Source organism: Cryobacterium glaciale, assembly GCF_004402535.1.
GTDB classification, from domain to species: domain Bacteria; phylum Actinomycetota; class Actinomycetes; order Actinomycetales; family Microbacteriaceae; genus Cryobacterium; species Cryobacterium glaciale.
The window spans coordinates 70,712-85,940 of the sequence record NZ_SOEY01000029.1 but is presented as its reverse complement, the minus strand read 5'-3'; the positions used below and the strand labels follow the sequence as shown (position 1 = coordinate 85,940).

At 67.3% G+C, this 15,229-nt stretch carries 15 protein-coding genes; 11 read left to right on the top strand and 4 right to left on the bottom strand.

Annotated elements, in window-relative coordinates; all coding sequences use genetic code 11:
• Positions 1-130: 130 nt before the first annotated feature.
• The 4 genes from E3O06_RS14355 (at position 131) to E3O06_RS14340 (ending at position 5,752) form a co-directional block, all read left to right on the top strand.
• Positions 131-1,615, top strand: coding sequence for an APC family permease (locus E3O06_RS14355; protein ID WP_134504062.1), 1,485 nt, complete (start codon positions 131-133; stop codon positions 1,613-1,615).
• 53 nt (positions 1,616-1,668) lie between these two features.
• Entirely contained in the window at positions 1,669-3,723 is a 2,055-nt protein-coding gene (locus E3O06_RS14350) for a primary-amine oxidase (RefSeq protein ID WP_134504061.1), read from the top strand.
• A 10-nt stretch (positions 3,724-3,733) separates the two neighbouring features.
• On the top strand, positions 3,734-4,378 hold the full coding sequence (locus E3O06_RS14345; protein ID WP_134504060.1) for a hypothetical protein: 645 nt from the start codon (positions 3,734-3,736) through the stop codon (positions 4,376-4,378).
• Between the two features lie 423 nt (positions 4,379-4,801).
• Complete coding sequence (locus E3O06_RS14340) at positions 4,802-5,752, top strand: SDR family oxidoreductase (RefSeq protein ID WP_134504059.1); 951 nt, start codon at positions 4,802-4,804, stop codon at positions 5,750-5,752.
• Here E3O06_RS14340 and E3O06_RS14335 read toward each other — a convergent pair.
• Complete coding sequence (locus E3O06_RS14335; RefSeq protein WP_134504058.1) at positions 5,749-6,588, bottom strand: alpha/beta fold hydrolase; 840 nt, start codon at positions 6,586-6,588, stop codon at positions 5,749-5,751. The genes E3O06_RS14340 and E3O06_RS14335 overlap by 4 nt on opposite strands.
• Positions 6,589-6,591: 3 nt before the next feature.
• Entirely contained in the window at positions 6,592-6,813 is a 222-nt protein-coding gene (locus tag E3O06_RS14330) for a hypothetical protein (protein WP_134504057.1), read from the bottom strand.
• 142 nt (positions 6,814-6,955) lie between these two features.
• Here E3O06_RS14330 and E3O06_RS14325 point away from each other — a divergent pair, with 142 nt between their 5' ends.
• Genes E3O06_RS14325 through E3O06_RS14315 form a run of 3 tightly spaced genes read left to right on the top strand, consistent with a single transcriptional unit; the run spans position 6,956 to position 10,429 of the window.
• A complete protein-coding gene (locus E3O06_RS14325) occupies positions 6,956-7,834 on the top strand; it encodes a DUF4349 domain-containing protein (RefSeq protein WP_134504056.1) in 879 nt (292 codons plus the stop codon).
• Between the two features lie 37 nt (positions 7,835-7,871).
• Positions 7,872-9,086: an acyl-CoA dehydrogenase family protein gene (locus E3O06_RS14320; RefSeq protein WP_420898888.1), complete on the top strand. Its 1,215-nt coding sequence runs from the start codon at positions 7,872-7,874 to the stop codon at positions 9,084-9,086.
• Positions 9,083-10,429: a threonine/serine exporter family protein gene (locus E3O06_RS14315; protein WP_134504055.1), complete on the top strand. Its 1,347-nt coding sequence runs from the start codon at positions 9,083-9,085 to the stop codon at positions 10,427-10,429. The genes E3O06_RS14320 and E3O06_RS14315 overlap by 4 nt, the downstream gene beginning before the upstream one ends.
• 63 nt (positions 10,430-10,492) lie before the next feature.
• Here the strand turns inward: E3O06_RS14315 and E3O06_RS14310 are convergent, their stop codons facing one another.
• Positions 10,493-10,738 (bottom strand): hypothetical protein, encoded by a 246-nt coding sequence (locus tag E3O06_RS14310; protein WP_134504054.1) that lies wholly within the window; start codon positions 10,736-10,738, stop codon positions 10,493-10,495.
• Between the two features lie 215 nt (positions 10,739-10,953).
• Between E3O06_RS14310 and E3O06_RS18200 the strand changes: the two genes are divergently transcribed.
• From E3O06_RS18200 to E3O06_RS14300, 3 genes are all read left to right on the top strand, one after another.
• A complete protein-coding gene (locus E3O06_RS18200; RefSeq protein ID WP_255408738.1) occupies positions 10,954-11,076 on the top strand; it encodes a hypothetical protein in 123 nt (40 codons plus the stop codon).
• A 157-nt stretch (positions 11,077-11,233) separates the two neighbouring features.
• Positions 11,234-12,103 (top strand): alanyl-tRNA editing protein, encoded by an 870-nt coding sequence (locus E3O06_RS14305; protein WP_134504053.1) that lies wholly within the window; start codon positions 11,234-11,236, stop codon positions 12,101-12,103.
• Between the two features lie 299 nt (positions 12,104-12,402).
• Positions 12,403-13,623: an acyl-CoA dehydrogenase family protein gene (locus tag E3O06_RS14300; protein ID WP_134504094.1), complete on the top strand. Its 1,221-nt coding sequence runs from the start codon at positions 12,403-12,405 to the stop codon at positions 13,621-13,623.
• Positions 13,624-13,874: 251 nt separating this feature from the next.
• Here the strand turns inward: E3O06_RS14300 and E3O06_RS14295 are convergent, their stop codons facing one another.
• A complete protein-coding gene (locus E3O06_RS14295) occupies positions 13,875-14,057 on the bottom strand; it encodes a hypothetical protein (RefSeq protein WP_134504052.1) in 183 nt (60 codons plus the stop codon).
• A gap of 319 nt (positions 14,058-14,376) precedes the next feature.
• Here E3O06_RS14295 and E3O06_RS14290 point away from each other — a divergent pair, with 319 nt between their 5' ends.
• Entirely contained in the window at positions 14,377-15,201 is an 825-nt protein-coding gene (locus E3O06_RS14290) for a hypothetical protein (RefSeq protein ID WP_134504051.1), read from the top strand.
• Positions 15,202-15,229: the final 28 nt, after the last annotated feature.

Sequence of the window (15,229 nt, the reverse complement as noted above, 5' to 3'; positions counted from 1 at the left end):
AAATGAGACGAACACGCCACCTGTCTCAGTTGGGCGCGCGCGGCCTTTACCGCACAGAGACGCTCCCGCAACAGGGCCTCGGCAGGATGAGCACACCAGCACCACCTCGACCTACCACCCTGGAGATGCCATGACCGTTACAGAACAACCCGCGACCCGCGCGGGGACCGTCCCGACCGCCCGGTCGTTGACCGGCACTCTCGGCACCACCGCGATCGTGATGATGGTCGTCGCCGCGGCCGCACCGCTCACCGTCGTCGGCGGCGCCGCACCGCTCGGCATCCTTCTCGGCGACGGGGTCGGCTTTCCGGCCATGTACGCCATCTCCGGACTCGTGCTCTTCCTGTTCGCCGTCGGCCTGTCGGCCATGACCCGGCACGTTCCGAAGCCGGGCGCTTTCTTCACCTTCGTCGGCTACGGCCTCGGCAAACCGGCCGGCCTCGCGACCGCCTTTCTGGCCCTGCTCACCTACACGGCCATCCAGGTATCGGTGCACGGCTACGTCGGCTACATCCTCAGCGTCACCGTGGCCGGACTCGGCGGGCCCGACCTACCCTGGTTTCTCTACTCCCTGCTGACCATCGCGCTCGTCGGTTTTCTCGGCTACCGCCACATCGACCTCAGCTCCAAGGTGCTCGGAGTGTTGCTGGTCGCCGAGGTAGCGATCGTGCTCGCGCTCGTCGCGGCCGTCGTGATCAGCGGAGGCCCGGAGGGTCTCTCGCTCGCGCCCTTCGAACCGAACAATGTGCTCTCCGGCTCCCCCGGCATCGGCCTCATGTTCGCCATCGCCGCCTTCATCGGCTTCGAAGCGACCGCGATCTTCCGCGACGAAGCCAAGGACCCGAGCCGCACCATTCCGCGGGCCACCTACATCGCGGTCATCGGCATCGGCGTGTTCTACACCCTGGCCTCCTGGGCGCTCGTCATGGCCTGGGGCCCCGGCGGCGTCCTCGCGCAGGCCGCCAAGGATCCCGGCGCGATGATCCTCATCACCACCCTGACGTACCTCGGACCAATCGGCGAGGTCATCATGAACGTGCTGCTGATCACGAGCATGTTCGCCTGCGTGCTCTCCTTCCACAACGTCATCACCCGGTACCAGCACTCCATGAGCAACGCGAAGGTGCTGCCGAACGTGCTCGGCTCTGTGCACCACAAGCACTTCGCCCCGCACGTCTCCTCGGTCGTGCAGACCGCGACGGCGGCCGTGCTCATCGTGATCTTCGCCGTGCTCGGCCTCGACCCGGTACTCGAAGTCTTCACCTGGTTCGCCGGCGTCGCGACCCTCGCCATCGCCGTTCTGATGGCCATCACGAGCGTGGCGGTCATCGTGTTCTTCGCCCGCACCGGCGCCGACCGCCGCCTCTGGCACACCAAAATCGCCCCCGGACTCGGCCTGATCGGGCTCGCCGGTTCGGCCATCGTCATCGCCGCGAACTTTCCCATGCTCGTCGGCGACGTCAACGAGCAGGGCCTGCCGGTCTTCGGCACGGTCAGCGCCGTGCTGCTCGGCCTCATCGTGCTCTTTCCGGTGGGCGGACTCGTGCAGGCCGCCGTACTCAAGCGCACGGACCGCGCCGCCTACGACAACATGACGGATGCCATCAGCGGCTGACCTTGCTCACTCACCCCCGACAGACCCCCCGTTCACAGATTTCAGGAGACACCATGACCATCATCGACCTCGACCTGCTGACCGCCGCGCCCACACCGGGCGAGCCGGCGCATCCGCTGTCAAGTTTGAACGCCGCTGAATTCAACGCGGTGCGGGACATAGTCACGGCGTCGTCGACCTTCACCGACACCACCCGATTCGTCTACGTCGGGCTCGAGGAACCGCACAAGCGCGGCGTGCTGGCCTGGCAGGCCGGCACCGGCCCGCTGCCTGAGCGCCGGGTTCGGGTGATGCTGCTCGACATGAGCACCGGGCTCTCGACCGATAATGTCGTGTCACTCGTGACTGGCGAGATCGTGAAGACGGTCGTGCTCGACGGGTCGACCGGCCAGCTGCCCGTGCTGCTCGCCGAATTCGACGCCATCGCCGGCATCGTCGCTGAGGACCCGCGCTGGGTCGCCGCCCTCGAAGCCCGCGGCACGAGCGTCGATGAGGTCGTCGTCGTGCCGCTCTCGGCCGGCTTCTACGACTATCCCGAAGAGGTCGGCCGCCGCATCGTGCGGGTGCTCGCCTTTCGCCAGGGCTACCCGGAAGACCACCCGTGGGCGCACCCGGTCGACGGCCTGAGCGCCTACGTCGACACGGCCAGCCGCACCATCACGCGCCTGATCGACTCGGCCGTGCTCGCCATTCCGGCCGAGAGCGGCAACTTCGACGACCCCGCCGTGCAGGGCGCACCGCTGACGACGCTCAAGCCGATCGTGATCAGCCAGCCGGAAGGCCCGAGCTTCGCGGTCGACGGCGAATGGGTCACCTGGGCGAACTGGAAGTTCCAGGTGGGCTTCGACACCCGGGAGGGCCTGGTGCTGCGCCAGTTGTCGTTCTCGGACGACGGCGAGGAACGCCCGATCATCTACCGCGCCTCGATCAACGAAATGCTCGTGCCCTACGGCGACCCCTCGCCGGTACGGTTCTGGCAGAACTACTTCGACACCGGCGAATACCTCTACGGCCGGTTCACCAACTCCCTCGCCCTCGGCTGCGACTGCGTCGGCGAGATCAAGTACTTCGACGCGGTGCTGGCCGATGAGCTGGGCAATCCGTTCACCATCAAGAACGGCATCTGCATGCACGAGGAAGACGTGGGCACCCTGTGGAAGCACGGCGACATGTTCACCGGCAGCAACGAGGTGCGCCGCCAGCGCCGCCTGGTGATCAGCTTCTTCACCACCGTCGGCAACTACGACTACGGCTTCTACTGGTACCTCTCCCTCGACGGCACCATCGAGTGCGAGGCGAAACTCACCGGAATTCTGTTCACCTCGGCCTATCCGGGTGTCGCGAGCCCCACCGCGATCGAAACGGATGCTGCCGGCGCCGACTACCCATACGCCAGCGAAGTCGCCCCGGGCCTCGGCGCCCCGTACCACCAGCACCTGTTCAGCGCGCGGCTGGACATGATGGTCGACGGGGTGTCGAACGCGGTCGACGAGGTCGAAGCACAGCGACTGCCGATGGGGCCGGGTAACGAGCACGGCAACGCGTTCACCAAGAAATCGACCCGGCTGACCACCGAGCTGTCGTCGGGGCGGCTCGCCGACGCATCCGTTGCCCGGGCCTGGCACATCGTCAACACCGAGAAGACCAACCGCATGGGTCGGCCGACCGGCTATGTGCTGCTGCCGGAGGCGAACCCGACGCTCATGGCCGACGCCGGCTCTGGCATCGCGAAGCGGGCCGAATTCGCCACCAAGCACCTGTTCGTCACGCAGTACGACCCGGCGGAGCAGTATGCCGCCGGCGACTTCGTGCACCAGAATCCGGGTGGAGACGGCGTGACAAAGTACATCGCCGGAGACCGTTCCATCGACGGTGAGGACATCGTGCTCTGGCACACCTTCGGGCCGACGCACTTCCCGCGGGTGGAGGACTGGCCGGTCATGCCCGTGGACTACGCCAAGTTCACGCTCAAGCCCTACGGCTTCTTTGGTAAGAACCCGGCGATGAACGTGCCGGCGAACGAGCCGACCGCGCACTGCTCCCACGGCGGCGCAGCGCACACGGCGGCGGCCGGTGCTGCTTCGCCGGCCGATCACTGCGCCTGCTGAGCGACTGGTCATGACGATCGAGCTGCTGCACGGAGTGATGCTCGCCGGAGTGGGCGTGAACGCCTGCTGCGTCGTCGGCAGCCGGCGCTCGCGCAGCGCGGTGACGATCGTTTCGACCCTGCTGATGGCGGTGGCCATGCTCGATGCCAGCTTCGGCTGGCTCGGCGTGGCCCCGCTGGCCTGGACCGCTCTGCTGCTGGCCTGGGCGATGGTGAGCGCGGTGTTGCTGCGGCCGAGGCCTGGCGGCGCTGTCGCTCGCGGCGCTGTGCGGGGCGGCACGGTGCTGGGCGGCACGGTGCTGGCTTCTGCGGCGAGCACCTCGACGCTGCACGGGGCGGTGCTCGGAGCGGCGGTGGGCCGGATCGTGCCGGGGAACGCCCTGCACCTGTTCCACACGCTCGGGCTGGTGGTGCTCGCCGCGCAGCTCACGGCCCACAGTATGGCCGGGCGAGCGGATGCGGCGGGTACGGCAACGGCATCCGCTCATGATCACGCGCTGTCGCTGTTGCCGGTGGTCGTGGCCGGCGCCGGCCTGCTCTTCGTCGGGTATGCCCTCGTACTGCTGCTGGCTACCCGCTGCAGCAGCGTCGAGCGCGGAACCCTGGCCAGCATGGGCGCCATGACCCTGGCGATGGGTCTGATGCCCCTGCTTTGACCCCGTGTTGGGTTCTGCACTGTGCCGCGGCGCGCGGGGGCTGCGCCAGTACGCAGGAGTTGCGCCAGTACGCGGGAGTGCCGACGGCAGCCAGCCGTGCGGCCGTGACACGCTGCGCGGGACTTGCGCCAGTAAGCGGGAGTTCGGGCATCGGGGCGGTGCTGGGTGAGCACGCTGCGCGGGGGTTGCGCCAGTGCGCGGGGGTTCGGGCCTGGCCAGTACTCCCGCGCTGCGCGTGGGGCTAGACCTGCGCCAGTGCGCGGGAGTTGCGCCTCCCGCGCACTGGCGGAGGTCCCGCGCAAAGTGAAATCGCAGCTCTCGCCAGCGTCGGGCCAGCCGTGAATCCGCCCGGCGCCGGAGCCCGCACGTGACTTCCCCCGGCCGAACCGGTTGGATGAAGAACCACGACAAAACGGGAGCCCCATGACCACGAGCAAACTCCTCCCCGATATCGATGTTCCCGACCTGCACGGCACGCTCGCCGTTGTTACCGGCGCCAACAGCGGCCTCGGCTTCGGCCTCACCGGCCGCCTCGCCCAGGCCGGCGCCGAGGTCATCCTCGCCGTGCGCAACGAACAGAAGGGTGCCGCCGCCGTCAAACTCCTGAAGGAGCAGGCCCCGGAAGCGACCCTCAGTATCCGTCATCTCGATCTGGCCTCGCTCTCGAGCATTGCCGGATTCGGTGAGGAGCTCACGAAAGAAGGGCGACCGATCGACATTCTGCTCAACAACGCCGGTCTGATGATGCCGCCGGTGCGCGACGAGACCGAAGACGGCTTCGAGCTGCAGTTCGGCACCAACCACCTCGGCCACTTCGCGCTCACCGCGCACCTGCTGCCGCTGCTGCGCGCCGCAACGACGAGCCGGGTCGTGAGCCTCTCGAGCCTCATCGCCCGCACCGGGCGCCTCGATTTCGACGACCTGCAAAGTCTGCGCTACCGGCCGCACCGCGCCTACGCCCTCTCCAAACTGGCCACGCTCATGTTCGCGCGCGAACTCAACCGGCGGAGCGTCGTCGGCGGCTGGGAGGTGCGCAGCGTCGCCGCGCACCCGGGCGCGACCGTCACGAACCTGCAGATCACCGGCCCCACCCACAAGGGAGCGTCGGCGCGGGCCTTCCTCGCCGTGAACGAGGCCTCGCACCGCATCGGCTGGATGTGGCAGCAGATCGACCAGGGCATCCTGCCCGCGCTGTACGCGGCGACGAGCCCCTCGGCGGCCGGCGGCGGCTACTACGGCCCCGGCGGGTTCGGCGAACTCACCGGCGCCCCCGCGCCAGCCAAGCTGCCCCCGCGCTCACTCAACGAAGCGGATGCCCGCCGCCTCTGGTCGCTGTCCGAGGAGCTCACCGGGGTCACCTTCCCCAACGCCTAGCTGTCGATGACCTTCACGAGCACCCGCGCCAGGCGCTTCCGAATGATGTGATCGTTGGCCTCGACGCGGTGCATCGTGACGTGGCGCATCCGCTCGATGATGGTCAGGCTGCCCTGCGCGATGAACGCGTCGAGCGCGCCGTAGATCACGTCGACCGGCACTGTGAGGCTCGCCACGTCGCTCACCACGGTCTGCGATTCGATGCAGTGTTCCATCGACTTGATGAACGGCGTCCAGGTCTTCTCGGTCAGCTCAAAAATGCCCTTGGGCAGCAGCCGCGACATGAGGGCGGCATTCGCGAGCGTGAAATCCTTGTTCGCGCGCAGAAAATCGTAGGCCCGCAGGTAGGCGCTCACCCGCGCCTTGACCCGGGGGTCACCGATATCGCTCGGCGAGACGTAGACCGGCGGACCCACGAGCACCATGCGCGACACCGTGCCGCGACCGGTCAGCCGGCGCCAGGCGGCCCAGACCCGGCCGTGCCGTTCCATCGCGGCGTAGCGCGTGCTGATCAGGCTGCCGAGCGAATGCCCGACCAGAACGAACGGCTCCCGCAGCTTTAACGAGCGGATGGTCGCGGCCAAGGCCCCGACGTGATCCTCCAGCCGGTATTCACATCCGTCCGGCGCCGGCGACTGCCCGAACCCGAGGATGTCGACGGCGATCACCCGGTGGTTCGGGGTCAGCAGGGGGATCACTTCGTAGAAGGTGACCGAGGACGACGCGATGCCGTGCACGAGGATCACGACCGGGCCGGTGCCGGCATCCGTTGCCACGTGCAACAGCGGTGGGCGAGGCCGACGCATGATGCGCATCCGCCTCGCCCACCAGGTCATACCCTAATTATCGTCGCGCAGGGTGGCCTTGAAGTCATTCTTGGCCTCGGTGGCATTGCGCTCGGCTTCGGCATGCTTGACCTCGCCCTCGGCCTTCTTCACCTTGGCGTCGGCCTTGGCCTCGTCGACCCGGTCTTCGACGCGGTCCTTGGCGTCATCTACCGCCCGGCCGATCTTCTTGCCGGTGGCGTTGAGTGCATCCTTGGCATCGTCTACGAATCCCATGTTGTCCTCCTGATCGTTTGCAGTCGGGTTGAACCGCCGACTCCCTGACCTTACTTCGGGGGGTAGTCGCCGAGTCCCAATTGTGATCCGACTCCCAGACTGCCTCCAGACAGTGGCCCCACCCGGCTCGGTACGGTGAGTCATGCGACGAACCTGGGGTGTGATCGCGGTGCTGCTGACGGCCGTGCTGCTGGCTGGCTGTACGGCGAACAGCGGCGGCTCGGTGAGCACGGACCCGTCCGGAAGCGTGTCCGACGGCGTCCCCGAGGGAAGCTTCAACAGCGGGGCCGGCGACAAGGCGGCCGATGGCGACCTCGTCACCGGCACCACCGGCGACGTCAACACGTCCAACCGCGATGTCATCACCACCGGATCCATGTCGATCACCGCCACCGACCCGGTCGAGGCGAGCGAATCGGCAGTCACCATCACCGAACAGGCCGGCGGCCGGGTCGACAGCCGCAGCGAAAACCCGGCGACCGATATCCAGCCGGCGAGCGCGACCCTCACCCTGCGCATTCCGTCCGACGAACTCGACCGCACCCTCGCCGAACTCAAGAAACTCGGCCGGCTCAACTTCGTCTCACTCAACGCCCAGGACGTCACACAGCAGAGCCAGGACCTCGACGCTCGCATCACCGCGCTGACCACCTCGGTCGACCGGTTGCTGGCCCTGATGGCCTCGGCCACGAGCACGACCGACCTGATCAGCATCGAAAGTGCCCTGTCGAGCCGGCAGGGCGAGCTGGAAAGCCTGAAGTCCCAGCGCGACTTTCTCGCCGACCAGATCGACTACTCCACCGTGCAGCTCGAACTGGTCTCGGAGGGCACCGTCGCCGCCGGTGGCCCCGACAACTTCTGGACCGGCATCATCGCCGGTTGGACCGCCCTCGTCGCCGCCTTCGGCGGCTTGCTGATCGGCCTCGGAGTGGCCCTGCCGTGGCTGGTCGTCCTGGCGATTTTCGGGGCAATTGTGCTTCTGATCGTGCGGCTGTTCGCGCGGCGTCGTAAGGCTGCATAGGCTTGTCTGTGTGACCGAGTTCCTCCCTGCTCTAGCCCTGCCCGAAACAAGTCCGGCAGCGCCCGATTTCGTACCCGCCACCGACCGAAACGAGCCGCTGCTTTCTGCGCAGCTGCTGGCCGGCATCCGCTCCAGAGCGGCCGAATATGACCGGGCCAACGCGTTCTTCACCGAAGATTTGGCCGAGCTCGTCACGGCCGGCTACCTGCGGGCCCTCGTGCCGACCCGGTTCGGCGGACTCGGCCGCACGCTGGCGCAGACCGTTGGCGACCAGACCCGACTCGCCGCGCACGCCCCGGCCACCGCGCTCGCCGTGAACATGCACCTGATCTGGACCGCCGTCGCCGCAAGCCTGCACGCGCAGGGCGACCACTCGCTCGATTTTCTGCTCGAGGAGGCCGGCCGCGGCGAAATCTTCGCCTTCGGTGTGAGCGAACCCGGCAACGACCTGGTGCTGTTCGGCTCGCAAACGGATGCCCACCCCCAGCCCGATGGCGGCTACCGGTTCACCGGCACCAAGGTTTTCACCTCGCTCTCCCCCGCCTGGACCCGGCTCGGCACCCTGGGCCTTGATTCGTCGAACCCGGACGACCCGGCGATCGTCTGGGCGTTCCTCGAGAAAGCGGATGCCGGCATCCGCTCCACAGACGACTGGAACACCCTCGGCATGCGCGCCAGCCAGAGCCAGAGCACCGTGCTCGAGCGCGCGCTGGCCCGCCCCGACCGGGTGGTGCGGCGCCTGCCGGTCGGCCCGAACGGCGACCCGCTCGTGGCCGGCGTCTTCGCCAACTTTGAGATTCTGCTCAGCGCCGTGTACACCGGCATCGGAGCGCGCGCGCTCGAACTCGCCGTGGAGGGCGCGCAGCGGCGCACCTCGCTCAAGAACGACGGGCGAACGCACGCGCAGGATCCGGTGGCGCGTTGGCGGGTCGGCGACCTCGTTATCGCGATGGACGGCATCTACCCGCAGATCGACGCCCTCGCCCGCGCGGTCGACGAGCGTTCATTCCTGCTCGGACCGGCCTGGTTCGCCCAGCTGTCCGGGCTCAAATACCGGGCCACGCAGAACGCCAAGTTCGTCGTCGACACCGCCGTGCAGGTCGCCGGCGGTTCCGCGTACAGCGCGACGTCCGAACTCGCGCGGCTCTACCGCGATGTGCTCGCGGGTTTCTTCCACCCCTCCGACGCGGATTCCGCTCACGCGACCGCCGCAGCATCCGTTTTGGGCCCCCTGGATGTGCCCACCTCATGAGTTTCAGCAAGACCACCGCCATCACCCTCGACCACTCCGGCTACACCCGCGCCGTGCTCGACCTCACCATGCGCCTCGCCGAGGTCATCTTCACCGCCGGCGCCGGCGCCGAAGACGCGACCGCCGCGATGATCGCGCTCACCCGCGCCTACGGGCTCAAGGGCACCGACGCGAACATCACCCACACGATCATCACGCTCACGCAGGAAGACCCGTCGACGCACGAGTCGATCACCCGCAGCCGCAACGTGAAGTACCGCACCCTGGACTACTCCAAGCTCACCGCCACCTCGGAGCTGATCGCGGACATCATCGAGAAGCCGATCGACGTGGCCGAGGCCCGCAAGATCCTCGCGACCATCGTCAGCTCCAAGCCGCAGGTGCCCAAGCAGTGGCGGCGCGTCGGCTGGAGCCTGGTCGGAACGGGCGCCGCCGTGTTGATCGGTGCCGGACCGACGGTGATCATCGCCGCGTTCATCGCGACCTGGATCATCGACTGGATCACCTCGGTGCTCGACCACCGTCAGGTTCCGCTGTTCTACCAGACCGTCGTCGGCGGCGCGATCGGCCCGATCGTCGCCGCGATCGTCGGGGTGATCGACCCCACAGCGAGCCCCTCGCTCGTGGTCGTCGCGACCATCATCATGCTCCTGGCCGGTGTCACCACCTTTGGCGCGGTGCATGACACCCTGTCGGGGTTCTACCTCACCGGCACCGCCCGACTGGTAGAGGCGCTGCTGATCACGGCCGGCCTGGTCACCGGAGTGTCCGGCTCCGCACTGTTCCTGGCCCGGTTCGGCTTGCTGCTCGAGATCGATGCGAGCCCGATCGTGACGCTGGCCGTTCTGCCGGTGCTGCTCGTGGCCGCCGTGGTGATCGTGGTCGGTTTCGCCCTGGCCGTGCAGGTTCCGTGGCGGGCGATCTGGGTGGTCTGCGTGCTCGGCGCCCTCGCCGAGTTTCTGTTCGTCGCCGCCATGGCCGGCGGTTTCGGCCTGGTCTGGGCGTCGGCGGCGAGCGCCCTCGGCGTTGGGCTGCTCGCGGCGGTCGCGGCGCGCATGGTGCGCACCCCGCCGCTCGTGATCATGGTCACAGCCCTGGTGCCGCTCGTTCCCGGGCTCACCCTGTTTCGCGGGCTGCTCAAACTCTCGGAGGGCGACATCAACGGCCTGCTCTCCCTGCTCACCGCGGCGGGCATCGCCATGGCCCTCGCGGCCGGCGCGCTGCTGTCGCAGTACGTCGTGCAGATCGTCTGGGGCCCGGCCCGCCGCCTGCAGCGCCGCTTCGTCGGGCCGCTCATGGCGCTGCCGGTTCGGTTGGGCCGCGACGCCACCAAGCGAATTTGACGCTGCGGGCATTTCACCTGCGGCGCGGCGGCATCCGCTGATAAAACGGATGCCGCCCGCGCGTCAGTTGGGAACGTCAGCCTCGCCCTCGACCTCGGCCACGTCTTCTTCGACGAACCGGTATGGGATGGGCTCCTCGGTCTCGCGGCCGCGCTGGTAGGTGCGACTGATCGTTTCGGTGTCTTCGACCGCCGCGAGCACGATCACATCCTGGTATTCGCCGTCGATGTATTCCAGCTCCACCTCGGTTCCGGCGGCGATCGGGTTCGGTCCAAAGAGTACTGCCCGGTAGGTGGCGCTATGACTCATGACGGTGACCTTTCGACGGGGTGACGACAACGTGGAGGGGTTCAATGCAGCGACAGCATACGACACACCGGCAGTCGTGCACAGGGCTCCTCGAGCCGAGTTGGCCGGGTTGACCGGTTGAGGCGCCCCGGTCAGCCGCGCAAGATGACGTTTGCGGCAAACCCGCGTATTCTCAAGGGGACGGGGCCCCACGGCTCGGCGCGAAGGAGTACACAATGGCTGACAAATCACCGAAAAAGGATGCAACCAAGAAGGTTGCCGACAAGTCCCTCAAGGAAAAGAGGGCCGACAAGAAGGCGAAGTCTGAAGAGACCGCTTCTCGGGCCCGCAAGAGCTAGGTTCCAACCAGCGCACGGGGTGCCGCCACGATCGTGGCGGCACCCCTTTTTTTCTCGCACCTGTGGCCGGTGGATACGCTGGGACGGTGCGCGGCGCAACCGCCGGGCCGTCAGCATCCGCTTCACGCACCGCCCGGCAGCATCGAAAGGACCAGCCATGACCCTGCCCACCGAAGACACCCGCGTGCTCTACCCGAGCGGCGCCGTCGACACGCAGGCGACCGTGGTGCACACCGAGCCGCTGGGCGACGGACGCTCGGCCGTGCTGCTCGACGCGACCTGCGTGCATCCGGTCGATGCGGGCTGGCCCGACCAGGGGCCCGACCTGGCGTTGCTGCACCACGGCGCCGCCTTCTGGCCGGTCGAGGACTGCATCGTGGGAGCCACCGACGGGTCGGCGCTGTACATCGGCGACGACATTCCGGTGGCCAAGGGAACGCCCGGCTGGGCCTTCGTCGTGGTGCACGTGGTCGACGCGGCCGGGCTGTCGGCCGGCGACACCGTCACCGTCGAGGTGGACGAGGGTTTGCGCGATGCCACGAGCGCCGGACATACCAGCTGCCACCTCGCCTCCCTCGCTCTCAACGCAGCCCTCGCCGACCGCTGGAAGAAGGAGGTACGCCCCGACACCCTCGGCCACCCCGACTTCGACGGCCTCGCCATCGACGAATCGCTGATCGGGCCGAACGCTTCCGTCGACACCTACCGGCTCGGCAAGTCGCTGCGCAAGAAGGGTTTCTCGGTCGACGGATTCGCCGAGGCCCTCGCCGCGATCGAAGCGACCGTCAACGCGACCCTCGCCGAGTGGACAGCAACGGATGCCGCGGTGCGCGTCGACCAGGGCGGCGACCGCCTGACCGATCGCCGCTACTGGGTCTGCGAACTGCCGGGCACGAGCGTGGGCATCCCCTGCGGCGGTACCCACGTTGAGTCGCTCGGCACGCTCGGCGCCGTGACCGTGACGCTCGGCCTGCACGACCTGGAGGGCACCGACGTGCTGACCATGAACACCTCCGCCACCCGCTGAGCCCTCGCCGAGGTCTGAGTTTGCACGCGTTGAATCGTTCAAATCCAGCTGAAACTCACACCTCAGTGAACGGGTCCACACTGCGCCCACCCCGTGGGCAGACAATCTAGAGGCCGGTCCGTCGCGCAGAGAGGGCAATCTGGCGAGCTTCCCGCCTCACGGCCTTCGCATTATGCACGGTCTCACGGCGAGAGATTGCGCAATTTCACTGATTGGCGCACAATTTAGGGGTATCAGGTCAGAGAGGACCAGCCATGAGCATTGTCAGTGTCAGCACCGAAAATGACGTCACCAGCGGCATGAATGATGCACCGCCCCCGGGGCAGGCCAACCCCCAAGCGGATGCGCCCAGCCCCGAGTTCTACACCGGCCCCACCGCCGATTTCTTCTCCTATCAGGACCTGCTCACCCCCGAGGAACAGCAGCTCGTGGCCCGGGCCCGTGCGGTGTTCGAGCGCGACGTGCGCCCCGTCGTGGCCGAGCACTGGAACAACGCGACGTTCCCGTTCGAGATCATCCCCGCGCTCACCGCCCTCAACCTTGTCGATCTCTGCGCGCGCGGCGACAACTTTCTGCTGCACGGGTTCATGACCCTCGAGCTCTCCCGAGTGGATGCCTCCATCTCCACCTTCGTCGGCGTGCACAGCGGCCTGTTCGCTGCGGCCATCGCCCAGCTGGGCACCGACGATCAGCGCGAACGCTACCTGGCCGACGCCGTCTCCCTGCGCAAGATCGGCGCGTTCGCCCTCACCGAACCGGAGCACGGCTCCGACGTCTCCCGCAACATGGAGACGACCGCGACCCGCTCCGGCGACTCGTGGACCCTTAACGGCGTCAAACGTTGGATCGGCAGCGGAACCTTCGCTGCCAACGTGTTGGTCTGGGCGCGCGATACCGCCGACGACCAGATCAAGGGTTTCATCGTCAGCGCGGCCCTACGCGGATTCACGGCCGACAAGATCGAGAATAAGATCGCCCTGCGAATCGTGCAGAACGCCACGATCACCCTCGACAACGTCGTGGTCGCCGAACGCGACCGCCTCCCCGGAGCCACGAGCTTTCGCGACACCAACCGACTGCTCACCAACTCCCGGGTCTGGGTGGGCTGGCAGACCGTCGGGCTGCAGTTCGCCGCCTACGACTGCGCGCTGCGTTACGCCCTCGAACGCCAGCAGTTCAGCAAGCCGATCGCGTCGTTCCAGCTGGTGCAGGAGAAGCTCGTGCGCATCCTGGAGAACGCGACGACCTCGCTCGGCACGATGGTGCGCATCGCCCAGTTGCAGCAGGCCGGCACGCTGCGACCCGAGCACGCCGCGATGGCCAAGGCCTCGGCGAGCGCGCGCATGCGCGATTCCGTGGCGCTCGGCCGTTCGGTGCTCGGCGGCAATGGAATCTCCACCGACTTCGGCATGGCTCGCATCTTCGCCGACGCCGAAGCGCTTTACACCTACGAGGGCAGCTACGAGATCAACACCCTCGTGGTCGGCCGCGCCATCACCGGCATCTCGGCGTTCCAATAGCCCGTCGCGTCAGACGGATGCCGCGGGTCGTTTTCAGAGGCGACCCCCCGCATTCGCTCGCCGCACCGTGAGATTGCGCTCACGGCAGTCGCCGAGCCGTGAGTTTCGACGCATTCTGGCCGGCGACTTTCGGTCCGAGACTCACGGCTCGGTGAATGACGCTCACGGCTCGCCAGACATCCATGGCTCCATCCAGCGGATGCGGCGGGGAGCCTCGCGAGGCGACCCGCCGGCATCCGCTTGTGGAGGGTTTAGTACTGGATGACGACGCGGCCGTCGATCTTGCCGTGGCGCATTTCGTCGAGCACTGTGTTGACCTCGCCGATCATGTATTCGCCGAAGGATCCATCGACGCTGTAGCCGCTGCTGACCTGGGCCTCGCACAGGGTTTCCCAGCCGGTGTGGATGCGAAGCGGCAGCAAACGGTCACACACAGCAATCGTGCGGCACTTCCTCCCGCGCCGCAACCAGGGGATCGGCGAGCACGAACGGGATGCATCTGGGTCAGACGATGCCCCACAATCCTTTAAAAGGTTAACCCTCCGGTCAATTCATCACCGACACGCATAGGAGACCGATAGCAGCCGCCTCGCCGTCAGCCGACACCGCGCAATCTGGAGCCTCGTTCGCCGAGGTGTGAGTCTTAGCCCGAATTTGGCCGAAAATGGGTGAAAACTCACACCTCGGTGACGAATGAGGGGCTGCCTGTGTATATCAAATATGCGCGATCCCGATTCGCTGCATGATCCCTGCATGTCGACATCTCATGATCGTGCCACCCTGTCCTATCGCCGCCTGCGCGCTGACGGAACGCGGCCGGCATCCGTTATCGAGCTGGCGAAGGCCTATTCAGAGCGGATGCCCGCGGCTCACGCTTTCAGCCACGCGACCGCGGGCATCGTTCAGGGTCTGTGGTTGCCTCATCGGCTCGAAGCAGACCGGCACCTGCACGTCAGCGTGCCGGCGGGCGCCCGGGCTCCGCAGATGCTGGGAATCGTCGGGCATAAGCGCGACGTGCTCGACATCCGCCGGGTCGGGGGCCTTCGTGTGACGTCGCCGCTGCACACCTGGATCGATGTCGCCCCGATGCTCACACGAGTCGAACTCGTCGCGGCTGCGGATTATCTCTGCGGGGGTCGAGATCCGATGCACACGCCCGACGAGTTGTGCGCGGTCACGGCGGAACTCACCGGACGACGCGGATGCCGCGCCCTGCGGGAAGCCGCGAGTCTCGCGCGCGCCGCGGTCGATTCGCCGCAGGAAACCAGGACACGCCTGTTTATCGTGGATGACGGCATTCCAGAACCCGTCGTCAATTTTGTTATTCGGGACTCCGACGGCTATTTTGTGGCCCGCGTCGACCTGGCCTGGCCGCGCTTTCGGGTCTGCGTCGAGTATGAGGGCGACGGTCACCGCACTGACCAAAAGCAATTCCGTAAAGACATCACCCGACGCGAGCGGGTCGAAGACCAGAACTGGCGCATGGTGCGCATTACCGACGACGACCTCACATACGGCGGGCAGGAGCTCCTGCGCCGAGTGCGCGCTGCGCTGGCTAACCGCGGCGCACGCTCGTAGCCATCCGTTCGCCGAGGTGTGAGTCTGG